Origin of the sequence: Streptococcus sp. HMSC062H02 (assembly GCF_001813005.1) — a bacterium.
Classification (GTDB): Bacteria; Bacillota; Bacilli; order Lactobacillales; family Streptococcaceae; genus Streptococcus; species Streptococcus oralis_S.
In genome coordinates, this window is sequence record NZ_KV811132.1 from 29,866 (window position 1) to 49,905 (window position 20,040).

Genomic DNA, 20,040 nt, shown 5'->3' on the forward strand with positions numbered 1-20,040 from the left:
GTTAGAATTTTCTAAAAAATCTGGCGAAAGTTCTTGCTTTTATGAAAAAATAGGGTATAATGGTGAAAACACTATCTTTAAGGAGATTACTTATGAAATCGAAAAAGTGGCTCTTAGGAGCAGGTGCTGTTTTGAGTGCGGCCCTACTGTTAACTGCTTGTGGGCAAAGTGAAAAGAAAGCGGATGCTCCCAAGACATTCTCTTATGTCTATGCTATGGATCCATCTTCTTTGGACTATAGTGTGACGAGCAAGAGCTCAACTTCTGACGTTATAGCAAACGTTGTTGATGGTCTTTTGGAAAATGACAAGTATGGGAACTTAATTCCATCACTTGCAGAAGACTGGTCTGTTTCAAAGGATGGTTTGACTTACACCTACAAACTTCGTAAGGGTGTAAAATGGTATACTTCTGATGGGGAAGAATACGCTGAAGTTAAAGCTAAAGACTTTGTTACTGGGCTTAAACATGCCGCTGACGGAAAATCAGATGGTCTTTCTTTGATTCAGGATTCTATCAAAGGTTTGGCAGAGTATGTTAGTGGTGAGAGCAATGATTTCTCTACCGTAGGAGTTAAGGCTGTTGATGATTATACGGTAGAATATACGCTCAACAAACCAGAGAGTTTCTGGAACTCTAAGGTCACAACTGCAACCATGCTCCCAGTTAATGAAGAATTTTTGAATTCTAAAGGGAGCGACTACGGTGCACCAACCCCATCAGGTATCCTATATAATGGTCCTTATTTCTTGAAATCATTGACTTCAAAATCAGTCATTGAATATGAAAAGAATCCAAACTACTGGGATAAGGACAATGTCAAGATTGACAATATTAAACTAACTTTCTACGATGGATCAGACCAAGAATCCTTGATTCGTAGCTTTACACAAGGAGCTTATACAACAGCTCGTCTCTTCCCGACAAGTTCAAATTTTGAGTCAACTAAACAAGAGTACGGCGATAAGATTGTTTACAGTCCACAAGAAGCGACAAGCTACTACCTCACTGTTAACGTAAACCGCCAATCTTACAATAAAACAGCTAAAACAGACGAAGCTCAAAAAACATCAACGAAAGAAGCTCTTCTCAACAAGAACTTCCGTCAGGCGCTGAACTTTGCCCTTGATCGTCATTCTTATACTGCTCAGTTGAATGGTGAAGAAGGTGCGGACAAGATTATCCGTAACAGCCTAGTGCCACATGACTACGTTCAAGTGGGTGAAAAAACCTTTGGAGAGTTGGCACAGGCAGAGCTCGTTTCATATGGAGACCAGTGGAAAGATGTAGCCCTTACAGATGGCAAGGATACGATTTACAGTCCTGAAAAAGCTAAGGCAGCCTTTGCTAAAGCCAAGGAAGAATTGCAGGGCAAGGGGGTTACCTTCCCAATCCATTTGGATATCCCGGTTGAACAAACAGATGTAATCGCGGTTCAACAAACTAACTCACTCAAGCAGTCTATCGAATCATCACTTGGTACTGAAAATGTCATTGTCGATGTCCTTCAAATGACAGATAATGAGAAAATGAGCATTACATCTCAAGCCAAGGTTCCATCCCAAAAAGACTATGACTTGAACGGAACTGGTTGGGGACCAGATTATCAAGACCCGGCTACCTACCTCAACATCCTTGATGCTAAGAAGGGTTCTGCCCTTAAACACTTGGGGATCAATCGCGGAAAAGATCCAGAAGTGATGGCTCAAGTTGGACTGGACGAATACAAGAAACTCTTGGATGACGCTGCAGCTGAAACCAGCGACCTTAATAAGCGTTATGAAAAATATGCTAAAGCTCAAGCTTGGGTATCGGATAGTTCACTTTTAATCCCAGTTGCTTCTTCAGGTGGTTCTCCAACGGTTAGCCGTACTGTACCATTTACAAAAGCTTACTCTCAAGTCGGGATCAAGGGAGACCCATTTGTATTCAAAGGATTGGAATTGCAAAATGACGTTGTGACTGCAAAAGAATACGAAGAAGCCTTCAAGAAATGGCAACAAGAAAAAATCGAGACAAATGCCAAATACCAAAAAGAACTTGAAAAACACGTCAAGTAATCTATAAACAGAAAAGGAAGTTGCAGGAAACTGTGCTTCTTTTTTGTTTTGAGACACCAGTTGTCATAAAGGCAGTAACTTTACATTTTTGAATAAATTTGATAAAATATGGTTATGTTATAAAAAGTGACATAAAGGAGTGAATGATGATCAAACTGAAAAAAAGACTAATCGGGACAGGTCTTGTCTTAGCGACAGGGATTTTGCTCTCTGCATGTGGACAGTCCAACACAGATACTAGCACTTATTCATCAACATTTAGTGCGAATCCAACAACTTTTAACTATCTTCTAGATTATTATGCAGATAACACTGCCGTTATTACCAATCTCGTAGATGGATTGCTAGAAAATGACAGCTATGGGAACCTCGTACCTGCTCTTGCGGAGGATTGGTCTGTTTCATCAGATGGTTTGACCTATACCTACAAGCTTAGAAAAGATGCCAAGTGGTATACGGCTGATGGTGAGGAATACGCTTCAGTCAAAGCTCAGGATTTTGTCACTGGGATCAAATATGCTGCGGACAACAAGGGGCAAGCCATGGATCTGATTCAAAATTCAATCAAGGGATTGAATGACTATGTGACGGGTGTGACCAATGACTTTTCAACTGTTGGTGTCAAAGCCTTGGATGACTATACGGTTGAGTACACTTTGACACGACCAGAACCTTATTGGAACTCTAAGACAACCAATAGTATTCTTTTCCCAGTCAACGAAGAGTTTTTGAAATCAAAAGATAAAGACTTTGGTACCTTGACACCAGACAGCATCCTTTATAACGGTCCATATCTGTTAAAAGATTTCACATCAAAATCTTCGATCGAATATGTGAAGAATCCACACTATTATGACCATGATAAAGTAACCATTGAAAAAGTTAAGTTAGCCTACTTTGATGGGTCAGATCAGGAGATGACCATTCGAAACTTTGAAAGTGGTGCTTACTCGATTGCAGGAGTCTATCCAAACAGTTCGAATTATGCTAAGACAAAAGAAAAATACCAAGACAATATCCTCTATAGCTTACAAGACAAGACATCTTGGTACTTTAACTTTAACGTCAACCGCAAAACCTATAATCATACCGCTAAAACAACGGACGAACAAAAGAAATCAGCTCAAACAGCTATCTTAAATAAAAATTTCCGTCAGGCTATCAACTTTGGAATTGATCGAACAGCCTACTCTGCTCAATCTAACGGTGAAGAAGCAGCGAGCAAAACCCTTCGTAATACTCTGGTTCCCCCAACATTTGTCCAGGTGGGAGATAAGACCTTTGGAGAAGTAACAGCTTCTAAGCTTGTGAACTACGGAACTGAGTGGTCAGGTATCAATTTGGCAGACGCTCAAGATGCTTACTTCAACAAGGAAAAGGCCCAAGCAAAATTTGCGGAAGCTAAAAAGGAATTGGAAGCCCAAGGCGTGACTTTCCCAATCCATTTGGATGTCCCTGTTGATCAGACAAATAAAAATGCGGTCTCTGGTATGAATTCGGTTAAACAAACCCTTGAAACAGTACTAGGTTCTGACAATATCGTCATTGATGTTCAACAGCTTTCTACAGATGACTTTGGAAATGTTGCCTTCCTAGCACCAAATCCAGCAGCTCGTGACTACGACCTAAACTTTGATGGTTGGGTTGGTGATTACCAGGATCCATCAACTTACCTAGATCCCTTCAATGCTGAAACTGGCTTCTATCTCAAGATTTTTGGTCTTGATGCCAAGGAAGATTCAGAGCTCATTAAGAGTTTGGGGCTCGATACCTATACACAACTCCTGAAAGAAGCAGATGCTGAGAACAAAGATGTTGCTAAGCGTTATGAAAAATACGCTGAAGCTCAAGCTTGGATGATTGACAATTCTCTAGTCATGTCTGCTATGTCAAATGGTGGTACAGCCTCTGTAACCAAAGTAACTCCGTTTACACGTGCCTACTCCCTAGTAGGTATCAAGGGTGACGGAAATAATTATAAGTACATGAAATTACAAAAAGACCCTGTTACCAAGAAACAATTTGACGAAGCCAAGGCTAAGTGGGAAGCAGAAAGTAAAAAAGCTATCGAAAAGAGCCAAAAAGAGTTTGAAAACCACGTAAAATAAGATGAGAACAAGGTTTCCTATTCAGGAGCCTTGTTTTTGTATCCGTTAAACTAAAAACGAGTAAATGACCTGAGTTTTTTTGGGAAAAAGGTATAAATAAAAACGCTTAACTATAATGAATGAATGGCATTTATTGTTGGTTTATGATATAATGGTTTTAATTATGAAGGTTTAGGAGATTATTATGAGTAGACGCTCAAAGAGAGCTCGTTTAGGGAATGCGAAGCGAAATATTAATATATTCTTATTAGTCATTTATTTTTTATTGAGTGGTTTTTTGTTGTTCTTGATTTTTAAACATAATATCCTGGCCTTTAGATATCTAAATATTCTGGCTACGATTTTAATTCTAATTTCTATTGTAATTGCAACTCTGCTGATAGTTTATAAAAAAGCCGAAAAGTTTACGGTTTTCTTTTTGACACTTGCTGTACTAGTCAGTTCTGTCTCACTATTTGCACTTCATCAGTTTGTAGGGTTGACCAATCACATCAATGCGACATCAAACTATTCAGAGTATTCGATGAGTGTGGTCGTTTTAAAAGACAGTGAAATCAACAATGTTACTCAGTTGGATAGTGTAACAGGTCCGACTGAAACAGATAATGATAATATCCAAAAGTTGATGGCAGATATTAAGACGACACAGAGTAAAGACTTGACAGTTGAACAGAGTGCTTCTTATCTGGCAGCTTATAAGAGTCTGCTTTCTGGCGAAACGAAAGCAATTGTCTTAAATAGTATTTTTGAAAACATCATCGAAGCAGAGTATCCAGATTATGCTTCGAAAATTAAAAAAATCTATACAAAAAAACTAACTAAGGATGTTGCGGCACCAAAGGTATCTAAAAATCAGACGTTTAATATTTATGTCAGTGGAATTGATACCTACGGACCGATTAGTTCAGTATCTCGTTCTGATGTGAATATTCTAATGACTGTGAATCGAGATACCAAGAAAATTCTTCTGACTACAACGCCTCGAGATTCCTATGTTCCGATTGCGGATGGAGGAAACAATCAAAAGGATAAATTGACCCACGCTGGAATCTATGGAGTGGACTCGTCAATTCATACTTTGGAAAACCTATACGGGGTTGATATCAATTACTATGTTCGTTTGAACTTCACTTCTTTCTTGAAATTGATTGACCTTTTAGGTGGCGTTGATGTCTATAATGATCAGGATTTCACTTCTTTGCATGGTAAGTACCATTTTCCTGTAGGAAATGTTCATCTAGATTCGGAACAGGCCCTTGGCTTTGTCCGCGAACGCTACTCTTTAGCAGATGGAGACCGTGATCGTGGTCGGAACCAGCAAAAGGTCATTGTTGCTATTATTCAGAAGTTGACGTCAACTGAGGCTTTAAAAAACTACGATAACATCATCAAAGGATTACAAGACTCTTTGCAAACCAATATGCCGCTAGAAACCATGATGGATTTGGTCAATACCCAGCTGGATAGTGGTGGTAAGTATAAGGTTAATTCTCAAGACTTGAAAGGAACGGGTAGAACAGATCTTCCATCCTATGCTATGCCAGATAGTAACCTCTACATGATGGAAATTGACGATAGTAGTTTAGCTGCTGCTAAAGCTGCTATCAATGATGTGATGGAGGGCAAGTAGCATGATAGATATCCATTCGCACATCGTTTTTGATGTGGATGATGGTCCAAAGTCAATAGAGGAGAGTAAAAAACTACTTAGAGAGGCCTATAGTCAAGGAGTGAGAACAATTGTTTCCACTTCGCATAGACGAAAAGGGATGTTCGAAACTCCTGAAGAAAAAATCGCAACCAACTTTCTGAAGGTGCGAGAAATGGCTAAGGAAGTTGCGGATGACTTAATCATTGCCTATGGAGCAGAAATCTACTATACGCCAGATGTTGTTGAGAAGTTAGAAAAGAAATTAATCCCAACCCTTAACGATAGTCGCTATGCTTTGATTGAGTTTAGTATGAATACAGCCTATCGAGATATGCATAAGGGATTGAGTGATATTCTAATGTTAGGTATTACACCCGTCATTGCCCACATTGAACGTTACGATGCTTTAGAAAACAATGAAAAGCGCGTGCGAGAACTGATTGATATGGGATGTTATACTCAGGTTAATAGTTCTCATGTTTTGAAACCAAAACTCTTTGGAGAAACCTATAAATTTATGAAAAAGAGAGCCCAGTATTTCTTGGAACGAGATCTGGTTCACGTGATAGCAAGTGATATGCACAACTTAGATGGTAGACCTCCTCATATGGAGGAAGCCTATGATATCATTGCCAAAAAATACAGTGAAGATAAGGCTAAGGAACTTTTTAAGGATAATCCCCGAAAAATAATAATGGATCAATTGATTTAGGAGAAAAAATGAAAGAACAAAATATGATGGAAATCGATGTATTTCACTTGCTTAAAATCCTTTGGAAACGAAAATTTTTAATTGCTTTGGTGGCATTCGTGACAGGGACAGTAGCATTTGCCTACAGTAGTTTTATTGTGAAGCCGGAGTTTACGAGTACGACCCGAATTTATGTGGTCAATCGTAATCAGGGAGATAAGCCTGGCTTGACTAACCAAGACTTGCAAGCAGGATCTTACTTGGTAAAAGACTATCGAGAAATCATTCTCTCGCAAGACGTTTTAGAGAAGGTTGCGACTGATTTGAAACTAGAACTCCCTCCAAAAGGTCTTGCTAGTAAAATTAAAGTAACAGTTCCTGTTGATACGCGTATTGTCTCTATCTCTGTTACTGATCGCGTACCAGAAGAAGCAAGTCGGATTGCCAACTCTTTGAGAGAGGTTGCTGCTCAAAAAATCATCAGTGTAACGCGCGTTTCAGATGTGACTACACTTGAAGAAGCACGTCCTGCAACATCGCCATCGTCTCCAAATATTCGTCGTAATACAATGGTTGGATTCCTTGTGGGAGCAGTTGCGATGGTTGTCACTGTTCTCCTTGTCGAACTCTTGGATACACGAGTGAAACGCCCAGAAGATGTTGAGGATGTTATGCAAATTGCACTCTTGGGAGTTGTTCCAAACTTGGATAAATTGAGATAGGAGAGAGAAATGCCAACGTTAGAAATTGCACACAAAAAATTGGATCAGGCAAGAAAAGCTGAAGAGTACTACAATGCGCTTCGCACCAATATTCAACTGAGTGGGAATAATTTAAAAGTAATTGCAATTACATCTGTAAAGCCTGGGGAAGGAAAATCAACAACTTCTACTAATATTGCTTGGGCTTTCGCGCGTGCGGGATATAAGACACTGTTAATCGATGCGGATATCCGTAATTCTGTCATGTCGGGTGTTTTTAAATCACGTGAAAAGATTACAGGGTTAACAGAATATTTATCAGGGACAACAGACTTATCACAAGGTTTATGCGAAACAAATGTTGAAAATTTATTTGTTATCCAGGCAGGTTCTGTATCCCCAAACCCTACAGCTTTGCTACAAAGTGAAAATTTTGCAACTATGATTGATACTCTGCATAAATACTTTGATTATATCATTGTTGATACCGCACCGATAGGAGTTGTTATTGATGCTGCAATCATTACACAGAAATGTGATGCTTCTGTTTTTGTGACTGCGGCTGGTGAAACAAATCGTCGCGATGTCCAAAAAGCTAAAGAACAACTCGAACAAACAAGTAAACCATTTCTAGGAGTAGTTCTAAATAAATTTAATACTTCAGTCGAAAAATATGGCTCCTATGGAGCATATGGAAACTATGGGAATTATGGCAAAAAATAATAAATAGCCTAGGGAAGATATTATGGAAGAAAAGGGATTGAAGATTTCTTTGGCAGTATTCCAGAGTTTTCTTGTCATTATTTTAGCTTATTTACTCAGTTTTGTTAAAGAAACAGAGATTGTATACACTTCAATGGTTATCCTATACATTCTCCATTATTTTGTCTTTTATATTAGTGATTATGGACAAGATTTTTTCAAAAGAGGGTACTTGGCTGAGTTTATCAGAATAGCGAAGTATATTATTTTCTTTGCATTGGCAATAAGTATTTCTAATTTTTTCTTGAAGGAACGCTTTAGTATTTCAAGACGAGGAATGATCTACTTTTTAACAATGCATTCCGTGTTACTATATCTATTGAATCTATGTATTAAACGCTATTGGAAACGTCTATTACCAAATTTTAAAGGGAGAAAAAAAGTTTTCTTGATTACGGCTACGTCTAGAGTAGAGAAGGTAATAGACAAACTGTTAGAATCGAGTGATTTTTTATGGGAATTAGAAGCTGTTAGTGTCTTAGATCAGCCTAATTTTCAACATGAGCACTTAAAAGTAGTACCAGTTGAAGATGTTTTAAATTTTGCAACTCATGAAGTTGTTGATGAAGTTTTTATCAATCTACCTAGTGAGGAGTATAATATTGAAGATTATATCTCTCTTTTTGAAACAATGGGAATAGATGTGACAGTCAACCTAAATGCTTTTAACGACTATTTGGGTAGTGATAAAAAAATTCGTGAAATGGCAGGTTTGAATGTTGTAACCTTTTCAACAAAATTTTACAAGCCTAGTCATGTAGTTGCAAAACGAATTGTAGATATTTGCGGAGCTATTGTTGGACTTGTTCTGTTTGCTGTAGTTAGTTTAGTATTGGTACCACTGATTCGAAGAGATGGTGGGCCGGCCATTTTTTCTCAAACGCGTATTGGAAAAAATGGTCGTCGCTTTACTTTTTATAAGTTTCGTTCTATGCGTGTAGATGCGGAAGAGATTAAACAACAGCTGATGAATCAGAATACGATGCAGGGGGGGATGTTCAAAATGGACAATGACCCACGTGTCACAACAATTGGACGCTTCATTCGTAAGACAAGTTTGGATGAGTTGCCGCAGTTTTGGAATGTACTAATTGGGGATATGAGTTTAGTAGGGACTCGTCCTCCAACTATTGATGAGTATGAAAAGTATACGCCAGAACAGAAACGTCGTCTCAGTTTTAAGCCCGGGATTACTGGTTTATGGCAGGTTAGTGGACGAAGTGAAATCAAAAATTTCGATGAAGTTGTCAAATTAGATGTAGCTTACATTGATGACTGGACAATCTGGAAAGATATTGAAATATTGTTAAAGACCGTTAAAGTGGTCTTTATGAGGGAAGGGGCGAAGTAATTTCTGCCCTTCAGTCCTGTTAGGAGAGAAATGAAACAGTCAGTTTATATCATTGGTTCAAAGGGGATTCCTGCTAAGTATGGAGGATTTGAAACCTTTGTTGAAAAATTAACCGAATATCAAAAAGACAGCAACATACAATACTATGTTGCTTGTATGCGTGAAAATTCAGCCAAGTCTGGTATTACGGAAGATCAGTTTGAGCACAATGGAGCCATTTGCTTCAACATCGATGTACCCAATATCGGACCTGCCCGCGCCATCGCTTACGATATCGCAGCGGTCAACAAGGCTATTGAATTGGCTAAGGAAAACAAGGACGAGGCTCCCATTTTTTACATTCTAGCTTGTCGCATCGGTCCTTTTATTTCTGGGCTTAAGAAAAAAATTCGTGCCATCGGAGGCCAATTGCTGGTAAATCCTGATGGTCATGAATGGTTGCGAGCAAAGTGGAGTTTACCAGTTCGTAAGTATTGGAAATTTTCAGAGCAGCTCATGGTCAAACATGCAGATTTATTGGTCTGTGACAGTAAAAATATTGAACAATATATCCAAGAGGATTATAAGCAATATCAACCAAAGACCACCTATATTGCCTATGGGACAGATACAGCTCCTTCAATCCTGAAAGCAGAAGATACCAAAGTTCGGGATTGGTATCAGGAAAAAGGAGTTAGCGAAAATGGCTATTATCTAGTAGTGGGACGATTTGTTCCTGAAAATAACTACGAAGCCATGATTCGTGAATTTATCAAGTCCAAGTCCAAAAAGGACTTTGTTCTCATCACAAATGTGGAGCAGAATAAATTTTACGACCAGTTGTTACGGGATACTGGTTTTGACAAAGATCCTAGGGTCAAATTTGTCGGTACTGTCTATGACCAAGAGTTACTCAAGTACATTCGTGAAAACGCCTTTGCCTATTTCCATGGGCATGAGGTTGGAGGAACCAACCCTTCTTTACTGGAAGCCCTAGCATCCACAAAACTAAATTTGTTGCTAGATGTTGGCTTTAACCGTGAAGTTGGTGAAGATGGGGCCATTTATTGGAAAAAAGATGAGTTGGCACGTGTCATTGAGGAAGTAGAAGGATTTGATCAGGCAGCAATAACTGACTTGGATTTCAAGTCAAGCCAAAGAATCCTCTCAGCTTTCACATGGGAAAAGATTGTGTCAGATTATGAAGAAGTGTTTAAAGGATAGGGAATGAAACGGATTTTATACTTGCATGCTGGTGCAGAAATGTATGGAGCAGATAAGGTCTTATTGGAATTGATCAAAGGATTGGATTCCAAAGAATTTGAAGCTCATGTCATCCTGCCAAATGATGGTGTTTTAGTCGAGGCCTTGCGTCAAGTTGGGGCTCAGGTCAGTGTGTTGGATTATCCGATTTTACGTAGAAAATACTTTAATCCTAAAGGCATTGCCGACTATATTCGCTCTTATAATTTCTATGCTAAGCAAATCGCCCTCTATGCTCGACAACACAGTATAGATATGGTTCACAATAATACAGCGGCTGTTTTGGAGGGCATCTATTTGAAACGCAAGCTCAAGCTGCCTTTGATTTGGCATGTTCATGAGATTATCGTCAAACCCAAAGCTATTTCTGACTTTATCAATATGCTCATGGGACGATATGCAGACAAGATTGTGACGGTGTCCCAAGCGGTCGCTAATCATATCAAGCAGTCTCCTTTTATCAAAGATAGCCAAGTGGAAGTGATTTATAACGGTGTCGATAATACTGTCTATTATCCAATGGATGCGTCTTCTATTCGTGAAAAATTTGACATTGCGCAAGATGCACTTGTGATTGGCATGATTGGTCGGGTCAATGCTATCAAAGGACAAAATGATTTCATAGAAGCAGTCGAGCCACTTTTGGAAAAGAATGAGCAAGCGGTGGCTTTCCTAGCTGGAGGTGTTTTTCCTGGTGAAGAATGGCGCTTAGAAGAACTAGATAAGAGAATAGCTTCTTCATCTGTTGTGTCACAAATTCATCGTATTGATTACTACGATAAGACTTCTGAACTTTATAATATGTTTGATATCTTTGTCTTACCAAGTATAAAACCTGATTCCCTACCTACAGTGGTCCTAGAAGCCATGGCTTGTTCAAAACCAGTTGTTGGTTATAACAATGGGGGAATAGCTGAAATGGTAGTAGATGACAAAAGTGGTTGCTTAGTCAAACCAAATCGTCCTCAAGAACTTTCTAATGCCATTTCTCTCTTACTAGATAGTTCTGAAAAAAGAGAAAAATTTGGGCGAGTAGGATATCAGAGACAAAAAGAGCTGTTTTCTTTGGAGAGTTACATCAAGAACTTTTCGGAGTTGTATAAAACAGATAGAAAAGATTAGTTATGAATAAAATAGATTTTGTTGTTACTTGGGTTGATGGGAATGATCCTGTGTGGCAAGAAAAAAAATCAAGCTATGATGGATCGGTTAATACTTCTAAACAGAGTATGAATTCAGTCAAGGCTTACCGAGAATGGGGGACCTTTAAATATTGGTTTAGAGGAGTTGAAAAATTTGCTCCTTGGGTTAATAAGGTCTACCTCGTGACCGACCAGCAAAAGCCAAGCTGGTTAGAGTTAAACAGTGATAAATTGGTATTGGTAGATCATACAGAGATTATCTGCAATGACTACCTGCCAGTTTTTTCTGCCAATCCTATCGAAAGTAATATCCATCGGATCCCCGGACTCTCTGAGCATTTTGTTTTTTTTAATGACGATATGTATTTGACAGCTCCAGTCGAGCCGACAGATTTTTTCTCAGAGGATGGTTTACCCAAATATAATACGGCTCTTTCACCGATTATTCCTGAGCGATATGGAACGGGGAATTTTCAGATAAATGACATGGAGATTGTCACTAGCTATTTCAGTCGAAATGAAATTTTGAAGAATGGCCAATTCTTTGATCCAAAGCAGGGATTAAAAAGTATCGTTAAGTCGCTACTATACAGAAATAGTCAGTTTATCTGTGGTTTCTGGGAGAGTCATCTGCCCTATCCTCTACTAAGATCAACGATGAACTTGGTATGGGAAAAGGAAAAAGCTGTCTTGGAAAGAACCTCGGCTAGTCGCTTTAGAAATCCTTCTGATACCAATGTTTGGCTCTTTAAGTATTGGCAGATTGCCAGTGGTCAATACGCTGTCGGAAATCCTAAGTTGGGGGGACTCTTTTCTTTGGATAATGCCGGACCAGATTTTTGGAAGATACTAAATTCTGGCAAATACCAAATTATGTGTATCAATGATGGATTTAACATTCAAGACGAGGAGCAGGTGATGACAGACTTTATCAAGGCTATGGATCAACTGCTTCCAGATAGAAGCTCATTTGAGATTTAAACTGTAAAACTAAGTAAGAGAAAGAAAAGAAAATATGATTTCGGTAATTGTGCCTGTTTACAATGTGGAGAACTACCTTCATTATGCCATGGAGAGTTTGGAACATCAGACTTACAAGGATATGGAAGTCCTCTTGATTGATGACGGCTCGAGTGATGGCTCAGGACACTTGTGTGACCAGTATGCCCAGCAATATGATTGGGTGACTAGCTACCATAAGGTCAACGGTGGCTTGTCTGATGCTCGGAACTATGGGGTCTTAAAAGCCAAGGGTGACTGGATTACTTTCCTAGATCCAGACGACTATCTGGAACCCTGCGCCTTGGAACTGCTAGCAGAGCTACAAAGTCGTACCCAAGCAGATATGGTGAGTGGCAAAGTAGAGCCAACAGCTCACTATCATCGTTTTCAAAATTTTCACTTGGATCAGCTTGATTTAGACCAAGTTAAGGTCTATGACAAGGCAAAGGCTCTGACTGAGATGCTTTATGGAGACCTTGTGACGGTCTCTGCTTGTGGGAAACTCTATCGGAAAGAACTTCTTGAGAAAGCTCCCTTCCCCAAGGGGCGCATCTACGAAGACCTCTATGTTATCAGTGAGCATCTCAACCAAGCCCAATCCGTGGCCTTGTACCATCTTCCGATTTACCATTATTACCATAGACCTGGTAGCATTACTGCCTCGGCTTTCACTCCAAAACAATACGAGTTTTACGAAGCAATTGATCATTTAAAAGAGGTTGTGAATGCAACCTATCCTGAGAGTTCAGAACTCCAAGAAGCTATCATTTCACGCTTCTTTACAGGAAGTCTTCTTATCTTTACGATGATTAAGGATGGGGATTCAGTAGAATTCAAGAGACTTCAGGAGGAAACCAGGCCTTATTTGCCTCTTGTCTTGAAGAATGCTAGAGTTAGCAAGAAACGTAGGATCCTCTATGTTTTAATTACTAAGTATCCGCGGCTCTATTATCAATTTAAAAAGTTAAAAAAATCCTAAGTAAGAGTTAGGGACGAAAGAAGAAAAGGAAAAAGAAAATGTTAAAGTTAGAACGTGATAAATTGCTAATTGCAGCAGTTTTAATAGTGGTTGTCTCCATAGATATGATCAATACGTCTATGTTAGCTCCTGTTTTACCTAATATTTCTAATCTAGTTCCTTTTTTTGCGGTCCTTTTACTTGCTATGCGATTTGCTTATATTCATCACTACTCTATAAGCTATCTCATCTTTGCACCAATTCTTCTTTTTGCTGGGGGCATGGTTTACTATAAGACTGGGAACCTTAATGCATTGATGTATATGTTTCTGCTTGTCTTTCTTTACAAGGCTGAGATGGAAAGTGTACTTAAAATATACTCTGTTGTAGCCTTGTTTTTTATTGTATTGATAGTGCTCTTGGCCGTGATTGGTGCTATTCCAAACTTGCAATTTGTCCAATCACGATCTGCGGGAGTCGTTGTTCGAAATTCATTTGGCTTTATTTATCCAACTGATTTTGCTTCTCACTGTTTTTATCTATATACAGCTATATCGTATATCTTTAGAAAGAAATTCATTATTTTACGGACTGCCTTAGGATTTGGTCTGGCTTATTTCATTATTCGATATTGCGATGCGAGGCTTAATGCCGCTTCTATTACTGTAATGGCGCTCATTTTTCTGTACTTTTATTTCCGAAATGATAAACAGCGACGGCTTTTTGCTTTACTTCCTTTATCGGCTGGTATAGCGTCTTCAGTAATGATTTATCTCTCTTCTAAATTTACCTGGTCTCATCCAATGTATGTGGCTCTAAACAATTTTTTTAGTATGAGATTACACCTAGGACATGAGGCACTAAAAAAATATGCAGTGCAGTGGTTTGGGATTCGGGGCATATCATTTATCGGTTATGGGGGGCGTACAGAATCCGTTTTGAGCTACGACTATGTAGACTCTTCCTACGTTCAGATGCTCTTTACCTATGGGATGATTCCAGTTCTCTTATTGGTCGTGTTATACATAGTTAGGTCTTGGTCTCTTTATCGCAAAAAGAATTATTTGCTATTGACGGCCTTATCCTTAATAGCAGTCAACTGTATGTTTGAGGCCTTCTGGGTTCGCCCGTCTTATAATATTTTTATGTTTACTCTATTTGCAACCTTGCCAGTTATTGAATTTGAATCGAAGAAATCTACAACGAGGAACTCCTTGTGAAAGTATTAAAAAATTATTTATATAATCTTTCTTATCAGCTGTTAGTAATCGTTTTACCAGTCATTACTACACCCTATATTACTCGGGTTTTCTCCTCGGATGATTTGGGGTCATACGGATACTATAATTCTATCGTGACTTATTTTATCCTACTGGCGACGCTGGGAGTAGCCAATTATGGGACAAAGGAAATTTCCGGCCATCGTAAGGAAGTCGAAAAGACCTTCTGGGGTATTTACAGTTTACAAGTCCTTTCAACCTGTTTAGCAGTTACGCTTTATATCATTGTCTGCTTACTTGTGCCGTCGATGAACAATCCAATTGCCTATATACTTGGCTTTAGTTTGCTGTCTCGTGGTTTTGATATTTCTTGGCTTTTTCAAGGGTTAGAAGATTTCAAAAAAATCACAGCTCGTAACACAATGGTCAAACTTCTAGGTGTTGTTTCGATATTCCTATTTGTTAAGAAACCATCCGACTTGTACTTGTATATCATCCTCTTGGTTGCCTATGATCTACTAGGTCAGTTGAGTATGTGGCTTCCTGCTCGGGAGCACATTCGCAAGCCGCATTTGGATATAGCCTATGCCAAAGAGCATATCAAACCAGTCATTCTCTTGTTTCTGCCACAGATTGCCATTTCACTCTACATCACGCTAGATCGCACCATGTTGGGTGCCTTGTCTTCGACCAAGGATGTCGGGATCTATGATCAAGCCTTGAAATTATTGAATATTTTGTTGACTTTGGTAACGTCGCTTGGTAGTGTTATGTTGCCTCGGGTCTCCAATCTCCTCTCATCAGGTAATCAAAAGGCGGTTAACAAGTTACATGAAATGTCTTTCTTAGTGTATAACTTGGTTATCTTCCCGATGATTGCGGGGATTTTAATTGTTAACAAAGATTTTGTCAATTTTTTCCTGGGGCAAGACTTCCAAGATGCTCGCTATGCGATTGCCATCATGGTCTTTAGAATGTTCTTTATTGGCTGGACTAACATAATGGGAATTCAAATCTTGATTCCTCACAATAAGAATCGTGAATTTATGCTATCAACAACTATTCCAGCTGTTTTTAGTGTGGGCTTGAATCTCCTCTTGATCCCGCCTCTGGGCTATATTGGAGCTTCAATTGTATCTGTTGCGACTGAAGGTTTGGTCTGGCTGATCCAACTCTACTTTACACGTTCGTATCTAAAAGAGGTCAAGATTCTACCATCCATGCTAAAAATACTTCTAGCAGCACTACTGATGTACGGCGCTTTGTATTCTGTACAAGCTTTCATGCACTTCTCGTCTGTTGTGAATGTCTTGATCTATTCTCTGCTTGGCTTCCTAGTCTACGGTGGCTTGGTTTTGGTCTTACGTGTCTTGGATTTTCAAGAACTAAAAAGTGTTTTAAAGAAATAAGGAGATTTTATGTACGATTATTTGATTGTCGGTGCTGGCTTGTCAGGTGCAATCTTTGCCCACGAAGCCAACAAACGTGGCAAGAAGGTGAAGGTGATTGACAAACGTGACCACATCGGTGGGAATATCTATTGCCAATCTGTTGAAGGAATCAATGTCCACAAGTATGGGGCTCATATCTTCCATACATCCAATAAAAAGGTCTGGGATTATGTCAATCAGTTTGCGGAGTTTAACAATTACATCAATTCTCCCATTGCCAACTATCAAGGACATCTTTACAATCTGCCTTTTAACATGAATACTTTCTATGCTTTGTGGGGGACAAAGACACCCCAAGAAGTCAAGGACAAAATTGCTGAGCAGACGACACACATGCAAGATGTTGAGCCTAAAAACTTAGAGGAACAAGCCATTAAGTTGATTGGTACGGATGTCTATGAAAAGCTAATCAAGGGTTACACCGAAAAGCAATGGGGGCGTTCTGCTACTGAACTACCACCCTTTATCATCAAGCGTTTACCAGTTCGATTGACTTATGACAATAATTATTTCAACGACCGTTACCAAGGGATTCCAATTGGTGGTTACAATGTCATCATCGAAAAGTTGTTGGAAGGAATCGAAGTAGAGCTTAATACAGATTTCTTTGCTGATCGGGAGAACTTGGAGGCTTCAGCAACTAAGATTGTCTTCACAGGGATGATTGATCAGTTCTTTGACTATAAGTTTGGTGAACTTGAGTATCGCAGTCTCCGTTTTGAGCATGAGATTCTGGACCAAGAAAATTATCAAGGAAATGCTGTAGTCAATTATACTGAACGTGATATTCCTTATACGCGTATCATCGAACACAAACATTTTGAGTTTGGGACTCAGGACAAGACGGTTATTACTCAAGAATATCCAGCAGATTGGAAAAGAGGAGATGAGCCTTACTATCCAATCAATGATGCCAAAAACAATGCTATTTATGAGCAGTATCTAGCAGAAGCTGAGAAAAATGGCCACGTTATCTTCTGTGGTCGCTTGGCAGATTATAAATACTATGATATGCACGTGACTGTTGAACGTGCATTGGATGTGGTAGAAGAAGAACTAGGGAGTATCTAAGAACATCACGGATAAAGGGGAGAAAAGGTGAAATATTATCTGAAAGATTCATTTCTGCATAATGCACACGAAAAGAATGCAGGGAGTAAGGCACGAAATGACGTGGAAGCTATTCTAATCTCAGAGGGTTATGAGGGCTTGGAGCTCAAGGTTGAGAATTGGTATAAGATGAATTTCTTTAAAGCTCAACAACACAAATATCGTGCGACCAAGTCTGTGTTTGATCAGTTGGGAGCTGGAGATGAATTGGTGATTCAGTTCCCTATTATCCACCATACATTTTTCGTCTCACAACTCATCAAGCAGGCGCAAAAAAGAGGAGCAAAATTCTATCTGTTGATCCATGATATTGAAACCTTGCGTCATGCAGCAGGTTCAGAAGTGAAATTTCGTCATAAAGTGCGCAATTACTTCCAGGAAAAGAAAGCCTTGATGTCAGTGGATGGCATTATCGTTCATAACGATATCATGAAGAAAGTTCTGGTAGGTCAAGGAGTGCCAGCAGATAAAATGGTTAGCTTGGAGATTTTTGACTATCTGATTCCAAACTTTGCTGAAAAACCAAATCTCCAAAAAGACCAGCCTATTATTGTAGCTGGAAATTTGAACCCTGCAAAGTCAGGTTATCTTTATAACTTGCCAGACCAGCCCGCCTATAACTTGTATGGGGTGGGCTACGATGAAAGTCGTGCATTGAAAAACACTAGCTACTTTGGTTCCTTTATGCCAGATGACCTCCCCGCTGCTCTTGAAGGTAGTTTTGGTTTGGTATGGGACGGAGACAGCTCAGAGACCTGCCAAGGTTCTTACGGAAACTATCTACGCTTTAACAACTCGCACAAGGCCTCTCTCTACTTAGCTTCAGGTTTTCCCCTAATAGTCTGGAAAGAGTCGGCTCTCGCACATTTTGTTCTGGATAAACAGTGTGGTCTAGCAGTTGATTCTCTACACGACCTCCAAAAAGTACTAGATGATTTGACACTTCAAGACTACAAGGAACTTTCAGAACAAGCTAGGAAAGTTGGAACTGCTCTTCGAGACGGAGACTATTTAAAAGCTGCCTTATCCAAATTGAAGTAAATTCCTTAGGGAATTTGGGACAAAATGAAATATAATATAGGATAGGTAATTAGCCAGAAAGGAAGCCTATTATGAAAGGTATTATTCTTGCGGGTGGTTCAGGTACCCGACTGTACCCACTTACTCGAGCTGCGTCAAAACAGCTGATGCCAGTTTATGATAAACCCATGATTTACTATCCTTTGTCAACCTTGATGTTGGCAGGGATTAAGGACATTTTGATCATCTCAACACCACAGGATTTACCCCGTTTTAAGGACCTGCTCTTGGATGGTTCCGAATTTGGGATCAAGCTTTCCTATGCGGAACAGCCTAGTCCCGACGGACTTGCTCAGGCTTTTCTTATTGGTGAAGAATTTATCGGCGACGATAGTGTTGCTTTGATCTTGGGCGATAATATCTATCATGGGCCTGGTTTGAGCAAAATGCTTCAAAAGGCAGCCAAGAAAGAGAAGGGTGCGACTGTGTTTGGCTACCAAGTGAAGGATCCAGAGCGTTTTGGTGTGGTCGAGTTTGATACAGACATGAATGCTATTTCCATAGAAGAAAAACCGGAGAATCCTCGCTCTAACTATGCAGTGACAGGTCTTTATTTCTATGACAATGACGTTGTGGAGATTGCCAAACAGATAAAACCGAGTGCTCGTGGAGAGTTGGAAATCACAGATGTTAACAATGCTTATTTGAAGCGTGGGGATTTGTCAGTTGAAGTTATGGGACGTGGTTTTGCCTGGCTGGATACTGGGACACATGAGAGCCTGTTAGAGGCCTCCCAATATATCGAAACGGTTCAAAGGATGCAAAATGTTCAGGTTGCCAATCTGGAAGAAATTGCCTACCGAATGGGTTATATCAGCCGCGAAGATGTGCTGAAGTTGGCGCAACCTCTCAAGAAGAATGAATACGGGCAATACTTGCTCCGTTTGATTGGAGAAATCTAGATGACAGATAATTTTTTCGGCAAAACACTTGCAGTGCACAAGATTGATGCCATTCCAGGTATGTTAGAGTTTGACATTCCGGTTCATGGTGACAATCGTGGCTGGTTTAAAGAGAATTTTCAGAAAGAAAAGATGCTACCGCTTGGTTTTCCTGAAAGCTTCTTTGCTGAAGGAAAACTGCAAAATAACGTCAGCTTTTCTCGCAAAAATGTTCTCCGAGGCCTCCATGCTGAACCTTGGGACAAGTATATCTCAGTAGCAGATGGTGGCAAGGTTCTGGGTTCTTGGGTTGACCTACGTGAAGGTGAGACTTTTGGAAATGTTTATCAGACCGAGATTGATGCAAGTAAGGGAATCTTTGTCCCTCGCGGCGTAGCCAATGGTTTCCAAGTCCTCTCGGATACAGTTTCTTATAGCTATCTGGTCAATGACTACTGGGCACTTGAACTCAAGCCTAAATATGCTTTTGTCAACTATACAGACCCAGCTTTGGGCATCCAGTGGGAAAACCTAGCAGAAGCAGAAGTTTCGGAAGCAGATAAACATCATCCACTGCTTAAGGATGTCAAACCACTAAGAAAAGAAGATTTGTAAAAAAATTAGGGAATA

The 20,040-nt window shown here is 39.6% G+C and carries 17 protein-coding genes; all 17 read left to right on the forward strand.

What is annotated here, in order from left to right; genetic code table 11:
- Positions 1 to 92 precede the first annotated feature (92 nt).
- The 17 genes from HMPREF2885_RS07635 (at position 93) to HMPREF2885_RS07715 (ending at position 20,025) form a co-directional block, all read left to right on the forward strand.
- Entirely contained in the window at positions 93 to 2,060 is a 1,968-nt protein-coding gene (locus HMPREF2885_RS07635) for a peptide ABC transporter substrate-binding protein (protein WP_053091098.1), read from the forward strand.
- A 146-nt stretch (positions 2,061 to 2,206) separates the two neighbouring features.
- Positions 2,207 to 4,168 carry a peptide ABC transporter substrate-binding protein gene (locus tag HMPREF2885_RS07640; RefSeq protein ID WP_083307433.1) on the forward strand — a complete coding sequence of 654 codons (1,962 nt, stop codon included), beginning with the start codon at positions 2,207 to 2,209 and terminating at the stop codon, positions 4,166 to 4,168.
- Between the two features lie 184 nt (positions 4,169 to 4,352).
- A complete protein-coding gene (locus tag HMPREF2885_RS07645) occupies positions 4,353 to 5,798 on the forward strand; it encodes an LCP family glycopolymer transferase CpsA (RefSeq protein ID WP_070657697.1) in 1,446 nt (481 codons plus the stop codon).
- Position 5,799: 1 nt separating this feature from the next.
- Positions 5,800 to 6,531, forward strand: coding sequence for a capsular polysaccharide biosynthesis protein Cps4B (gene cps4B, locus HMPREF2885_RS07650; protein ID WP_049479875.1), 732 nt, complete (start codon positions 5,800 to 5,802; stop codon positions 6,529 to 6,531).
- Positions 6,532 to 6,539: 8 nt separating this feature from the next.
- Complete coding sequence (gene cpsC, locus HMPREF2885_RS07655; RefSeq protein ID WP_000664125.1) at positions 6,540 to 7,232, forward strand: capsular polysaccharide biosynthesis protein CpsC; 693 nt, start codon at positions 6,540 to 6,542, stop codon at positions 7,230 to 7,232.
- A gap of 9 nt (positions 7,233 to 7,241) precedes the next feature.
- Positions 7,242 to 7,934, forward strand: coding sequence for a tyrosine-protein kinase (locus tag HMPREF2885_RS07660; protein WP_070657699.1), 693 nt, complete (start codon positions 7,242 to 7,244; stop codon positions 7,932 to 7,934).
- A gap of 22 nt (positions 7,935 to 7,956) precedes the next feature.
- Complete coding sequence (locus HMPREF2885_RS07665) at positions 7,957 to 9,324, forward strand: sugar transferase (RefSeq protein WP_049500992.1); 1,368 nt, start codon at positions 7,957 to 7,959, stop codon at positions 9,322 to 9,324.
- A 30-nt stretch (positions 9,325 to 9,354) separates the two neighbouring features.
- On the forward strand, positions 9,355 to 10,527 hold the full coding sequence (gene cps2T / locus HMPREF2885_RS07670) for a beta 1-4 rhamnosyltransferase Cps2T (RefSeq protein ID WP_049550235.1): 1,173 nt from the start codon (positions 9,355 to 9,357) through the stop codon (positions 10,525 to 10,527).
- 3 nt (positions 10,528 to 10,530) lie between these two features.
- Complete coding sequence (locus HMPREF2885_RS07675; RefSeq protein ID WP_049500996.1) at positions 10,531 to 11,688, forward strand: glycosyltransferase family 4 protein; 1,158 nt, start codon at positions 10,531 to 10,533, stop codon at positions 11,686 to 11,688.
- A 2-nt stretch (positions 11,689 to 11,690) separates the two neighbouring features.
- The gene (locus tag HMPREF2885_RS07680) at positions 11,691 to 12,689 is read left to right on the forward strand and encodes a Stealth CR1 domain-containing protein (protein ID WP_049500998.1); all 999 of its coding nucleotides are present in this window, start codon (positions 11,691 to 11,693) and stop codon (positions 12,687 to 12,689) included.
- A 34-nt stretch (positions 12,690 to 12,723) separates the two neighbouring features.
- Positions 12,724 to 13,689 (forward strand): glycosyltransferase family 2 protein, encoded by a 966-nt coding sequence (locus tag HMPREF2885_RS07685; protein WP_049501000.1) that lies wholly within the window; start codon positions 12,724 to 12,726, stop codon positions 13,687 to 13,689.
- Between the two features lie 38 nt (positions 13,690 to 13,727).
- Positions 13,728 to 14,888 carry a polysaccharide polymerase gene (locus HMPREF2885_RS07690; RefSeq protein WP_070657701.1) on the forward strand — a complete coding sequence of 387 codons (1,161 nt, stop codon included), beginning with the start codon at positions 13,728 to 13,730 and terminating at the stop codon, positions 14,886 to 14,888.
- Positions 14,885 to 16,297 carry a flippase gene (locus tag HMPREF2885_RS07695; RefSeq protein WP_049550236.1) on the forward strand — a complete coding sequence of 471 codons (1,413 nt, stop codon included), beginning with the start codon at positions 14,885 to 14,887 and terminating at the stop codon, positions 16,295 to 16,297. The genes HMPREF2885_RS07690 and HMPREF2885_RS07695 overlap by 4 nt, the downstream gene beginning before the upstream one ends.
- 9 nt (positions 16,298 to 16,306) lie before the next feature.
- Complete coding sequence (gene glf, locus HMPREF2885_RS07700; protein WP_065371574.1) at positions 16,307 to 17,410, forward strand: UDP-galactopyranose mutase; 1,104 nt, start codon at positions 16,307 to 16,309, stop codon at positions 17,408 to 17,410.
- Between the two features lie 27 nt (positions 17,411 to 17,437).
- Positions 17,438 to 18,490: a glycosyltransferase gene (locus HMPREF2885_RS07705; protein ID WP_065371575.1), complete on the forward strand. Its 1,053-nt coding sequence runs from the start codon at positions 17,438 to 17,440 to the stop codon at positions 18,488 to 18,490.
- 71 nt (positions 18,491 to 18,561) lie between these two features.
- Positions 18,562 to 19,431 (forward strand): glucose-1-phosphate thymidylyltransferase RfbA, encoded by an 870-nt coding sequence (gene rfbA / locus HMPREF2885_RS07710; protein WP_000676122.1) that lies wholly within the window; start codon positions 18,562 to 18,564, stop codon positions 19,429 to 19,431.
- Positions 19,432 to 20,025: a dTDP-4-dehydrorhamnose 3,5-epimerase family protein gene (locus HMPREF2885_RS07715; protein ID WP_065371576.1), complete on the forward strand. Its 594-nt coding sequence runs from the start codon at positions 19,432 to 19,434 to the stop codon at positions 20,023 to 20,025. It abuts the gene before it with no gap.
- Positions 20,026 to 20,040 lie beyond the last annotated feature (15 nt).

Coding starts and splice junctions, on each gene's coding strand:
- cps2T (WP_049550235.1), top strand. CDS start 9,355: ATGAAACAGTCAGTTTATATCATTGGTTCAAAGGGGATTCCTGCTAAG.
- HMPREF2885_RS07665 (WP_049500992.1), top strand. CDS start 7,957: ATGGAAGAAAAGGGATTGAAGATTTCTTTGGCAGTATTCCAGAGTTTT.
- HMPREF2885_RS07680 (WP_049500998.1), top strand. CDS start 11,691: ATGAATAAAATAGATTTTGTTGTTACTTGGGTTGATGGGAATGATCCT.
- HMPREF2885_RS07685 (WP_049501000.1), top strand. CDS start 12,724: ATGATTTCGGTAATTGTGCCTGTTTACAATGTGGAGAACTACCTTCAT.
- cps4B (WP_049479875.1), top strand. CDS start 5,800: ATGATAGATATCCATTCGCACATCGTTTTTGATGTGGATGATGGTCCA.
- HMPREF2885_RS07635 (WP_053091098.1), top strand. CDS start 93: ATGAAATCGAAAAAGTGGCTCTTAGGAGCAGGTGCTGTTTTGAGTGCG.
- cpsC (WP_000664125.1), top strand. CDS start 6,540: ATGAAAGAACAAAATATGATGGAAATCGATGTATTTCACTTGCTTAAA.
- rfbA (WP_000676122.1), top strand. CDS start 18,562: ATGAAAGGTATTATTCTTGCGGGTGGTTCAGGTACCCGACTGTACCCA.
- HMPREF2885_RS07690 (WP_070657701.1), top strand. CDS start 13,728: ATGTTAAAGTTAGAACGTGATAAATTGCTAATTGCAGCAGTTTTAATA.
- glf (WP_065371574.1), top strand. CDS start 16,307: ATGTACGATTATTTGATTGTCGGTGCTGGCTTGTCAGGTGCAATCTTT.
- HMPREF2885_RS07715 (WP_065371576.1), top strand. CDS start 19,432: ATGACAGATAATTTTTTCGGCAAAACACTTGCAGTGCACAAGATTGAT.
- HMPREF2885_RS07675 (WP_049500996.1), top strand. CDS start 10,531: ATGAAACGGATTTTATACTTGCATGCTGGTGCAGAAATGTATGGAGCA.
- HMPREF2885_RS07640 (WP_083307433.1), top strand. CDS start 2,207: ATGATCAAACTGAAAAAAAGACTAATCGGGACAGGTCTTGTCTTAGCG.
- HMPREF2885_RS07645 (WP_070657697.1), top strand. CDS start 4,353: ATGAGTAGACGCTCAAAGAGAGCTCGTTTAGGGAATGCGAAGCGAAAT.
- HMPREF2885_RS07660 (WP_070657699.1), top strand. CDS start 7,242: ATGCCAACGTTAGAAATTGCACACAAAAAATTGGATCAGGCAAGAAAA.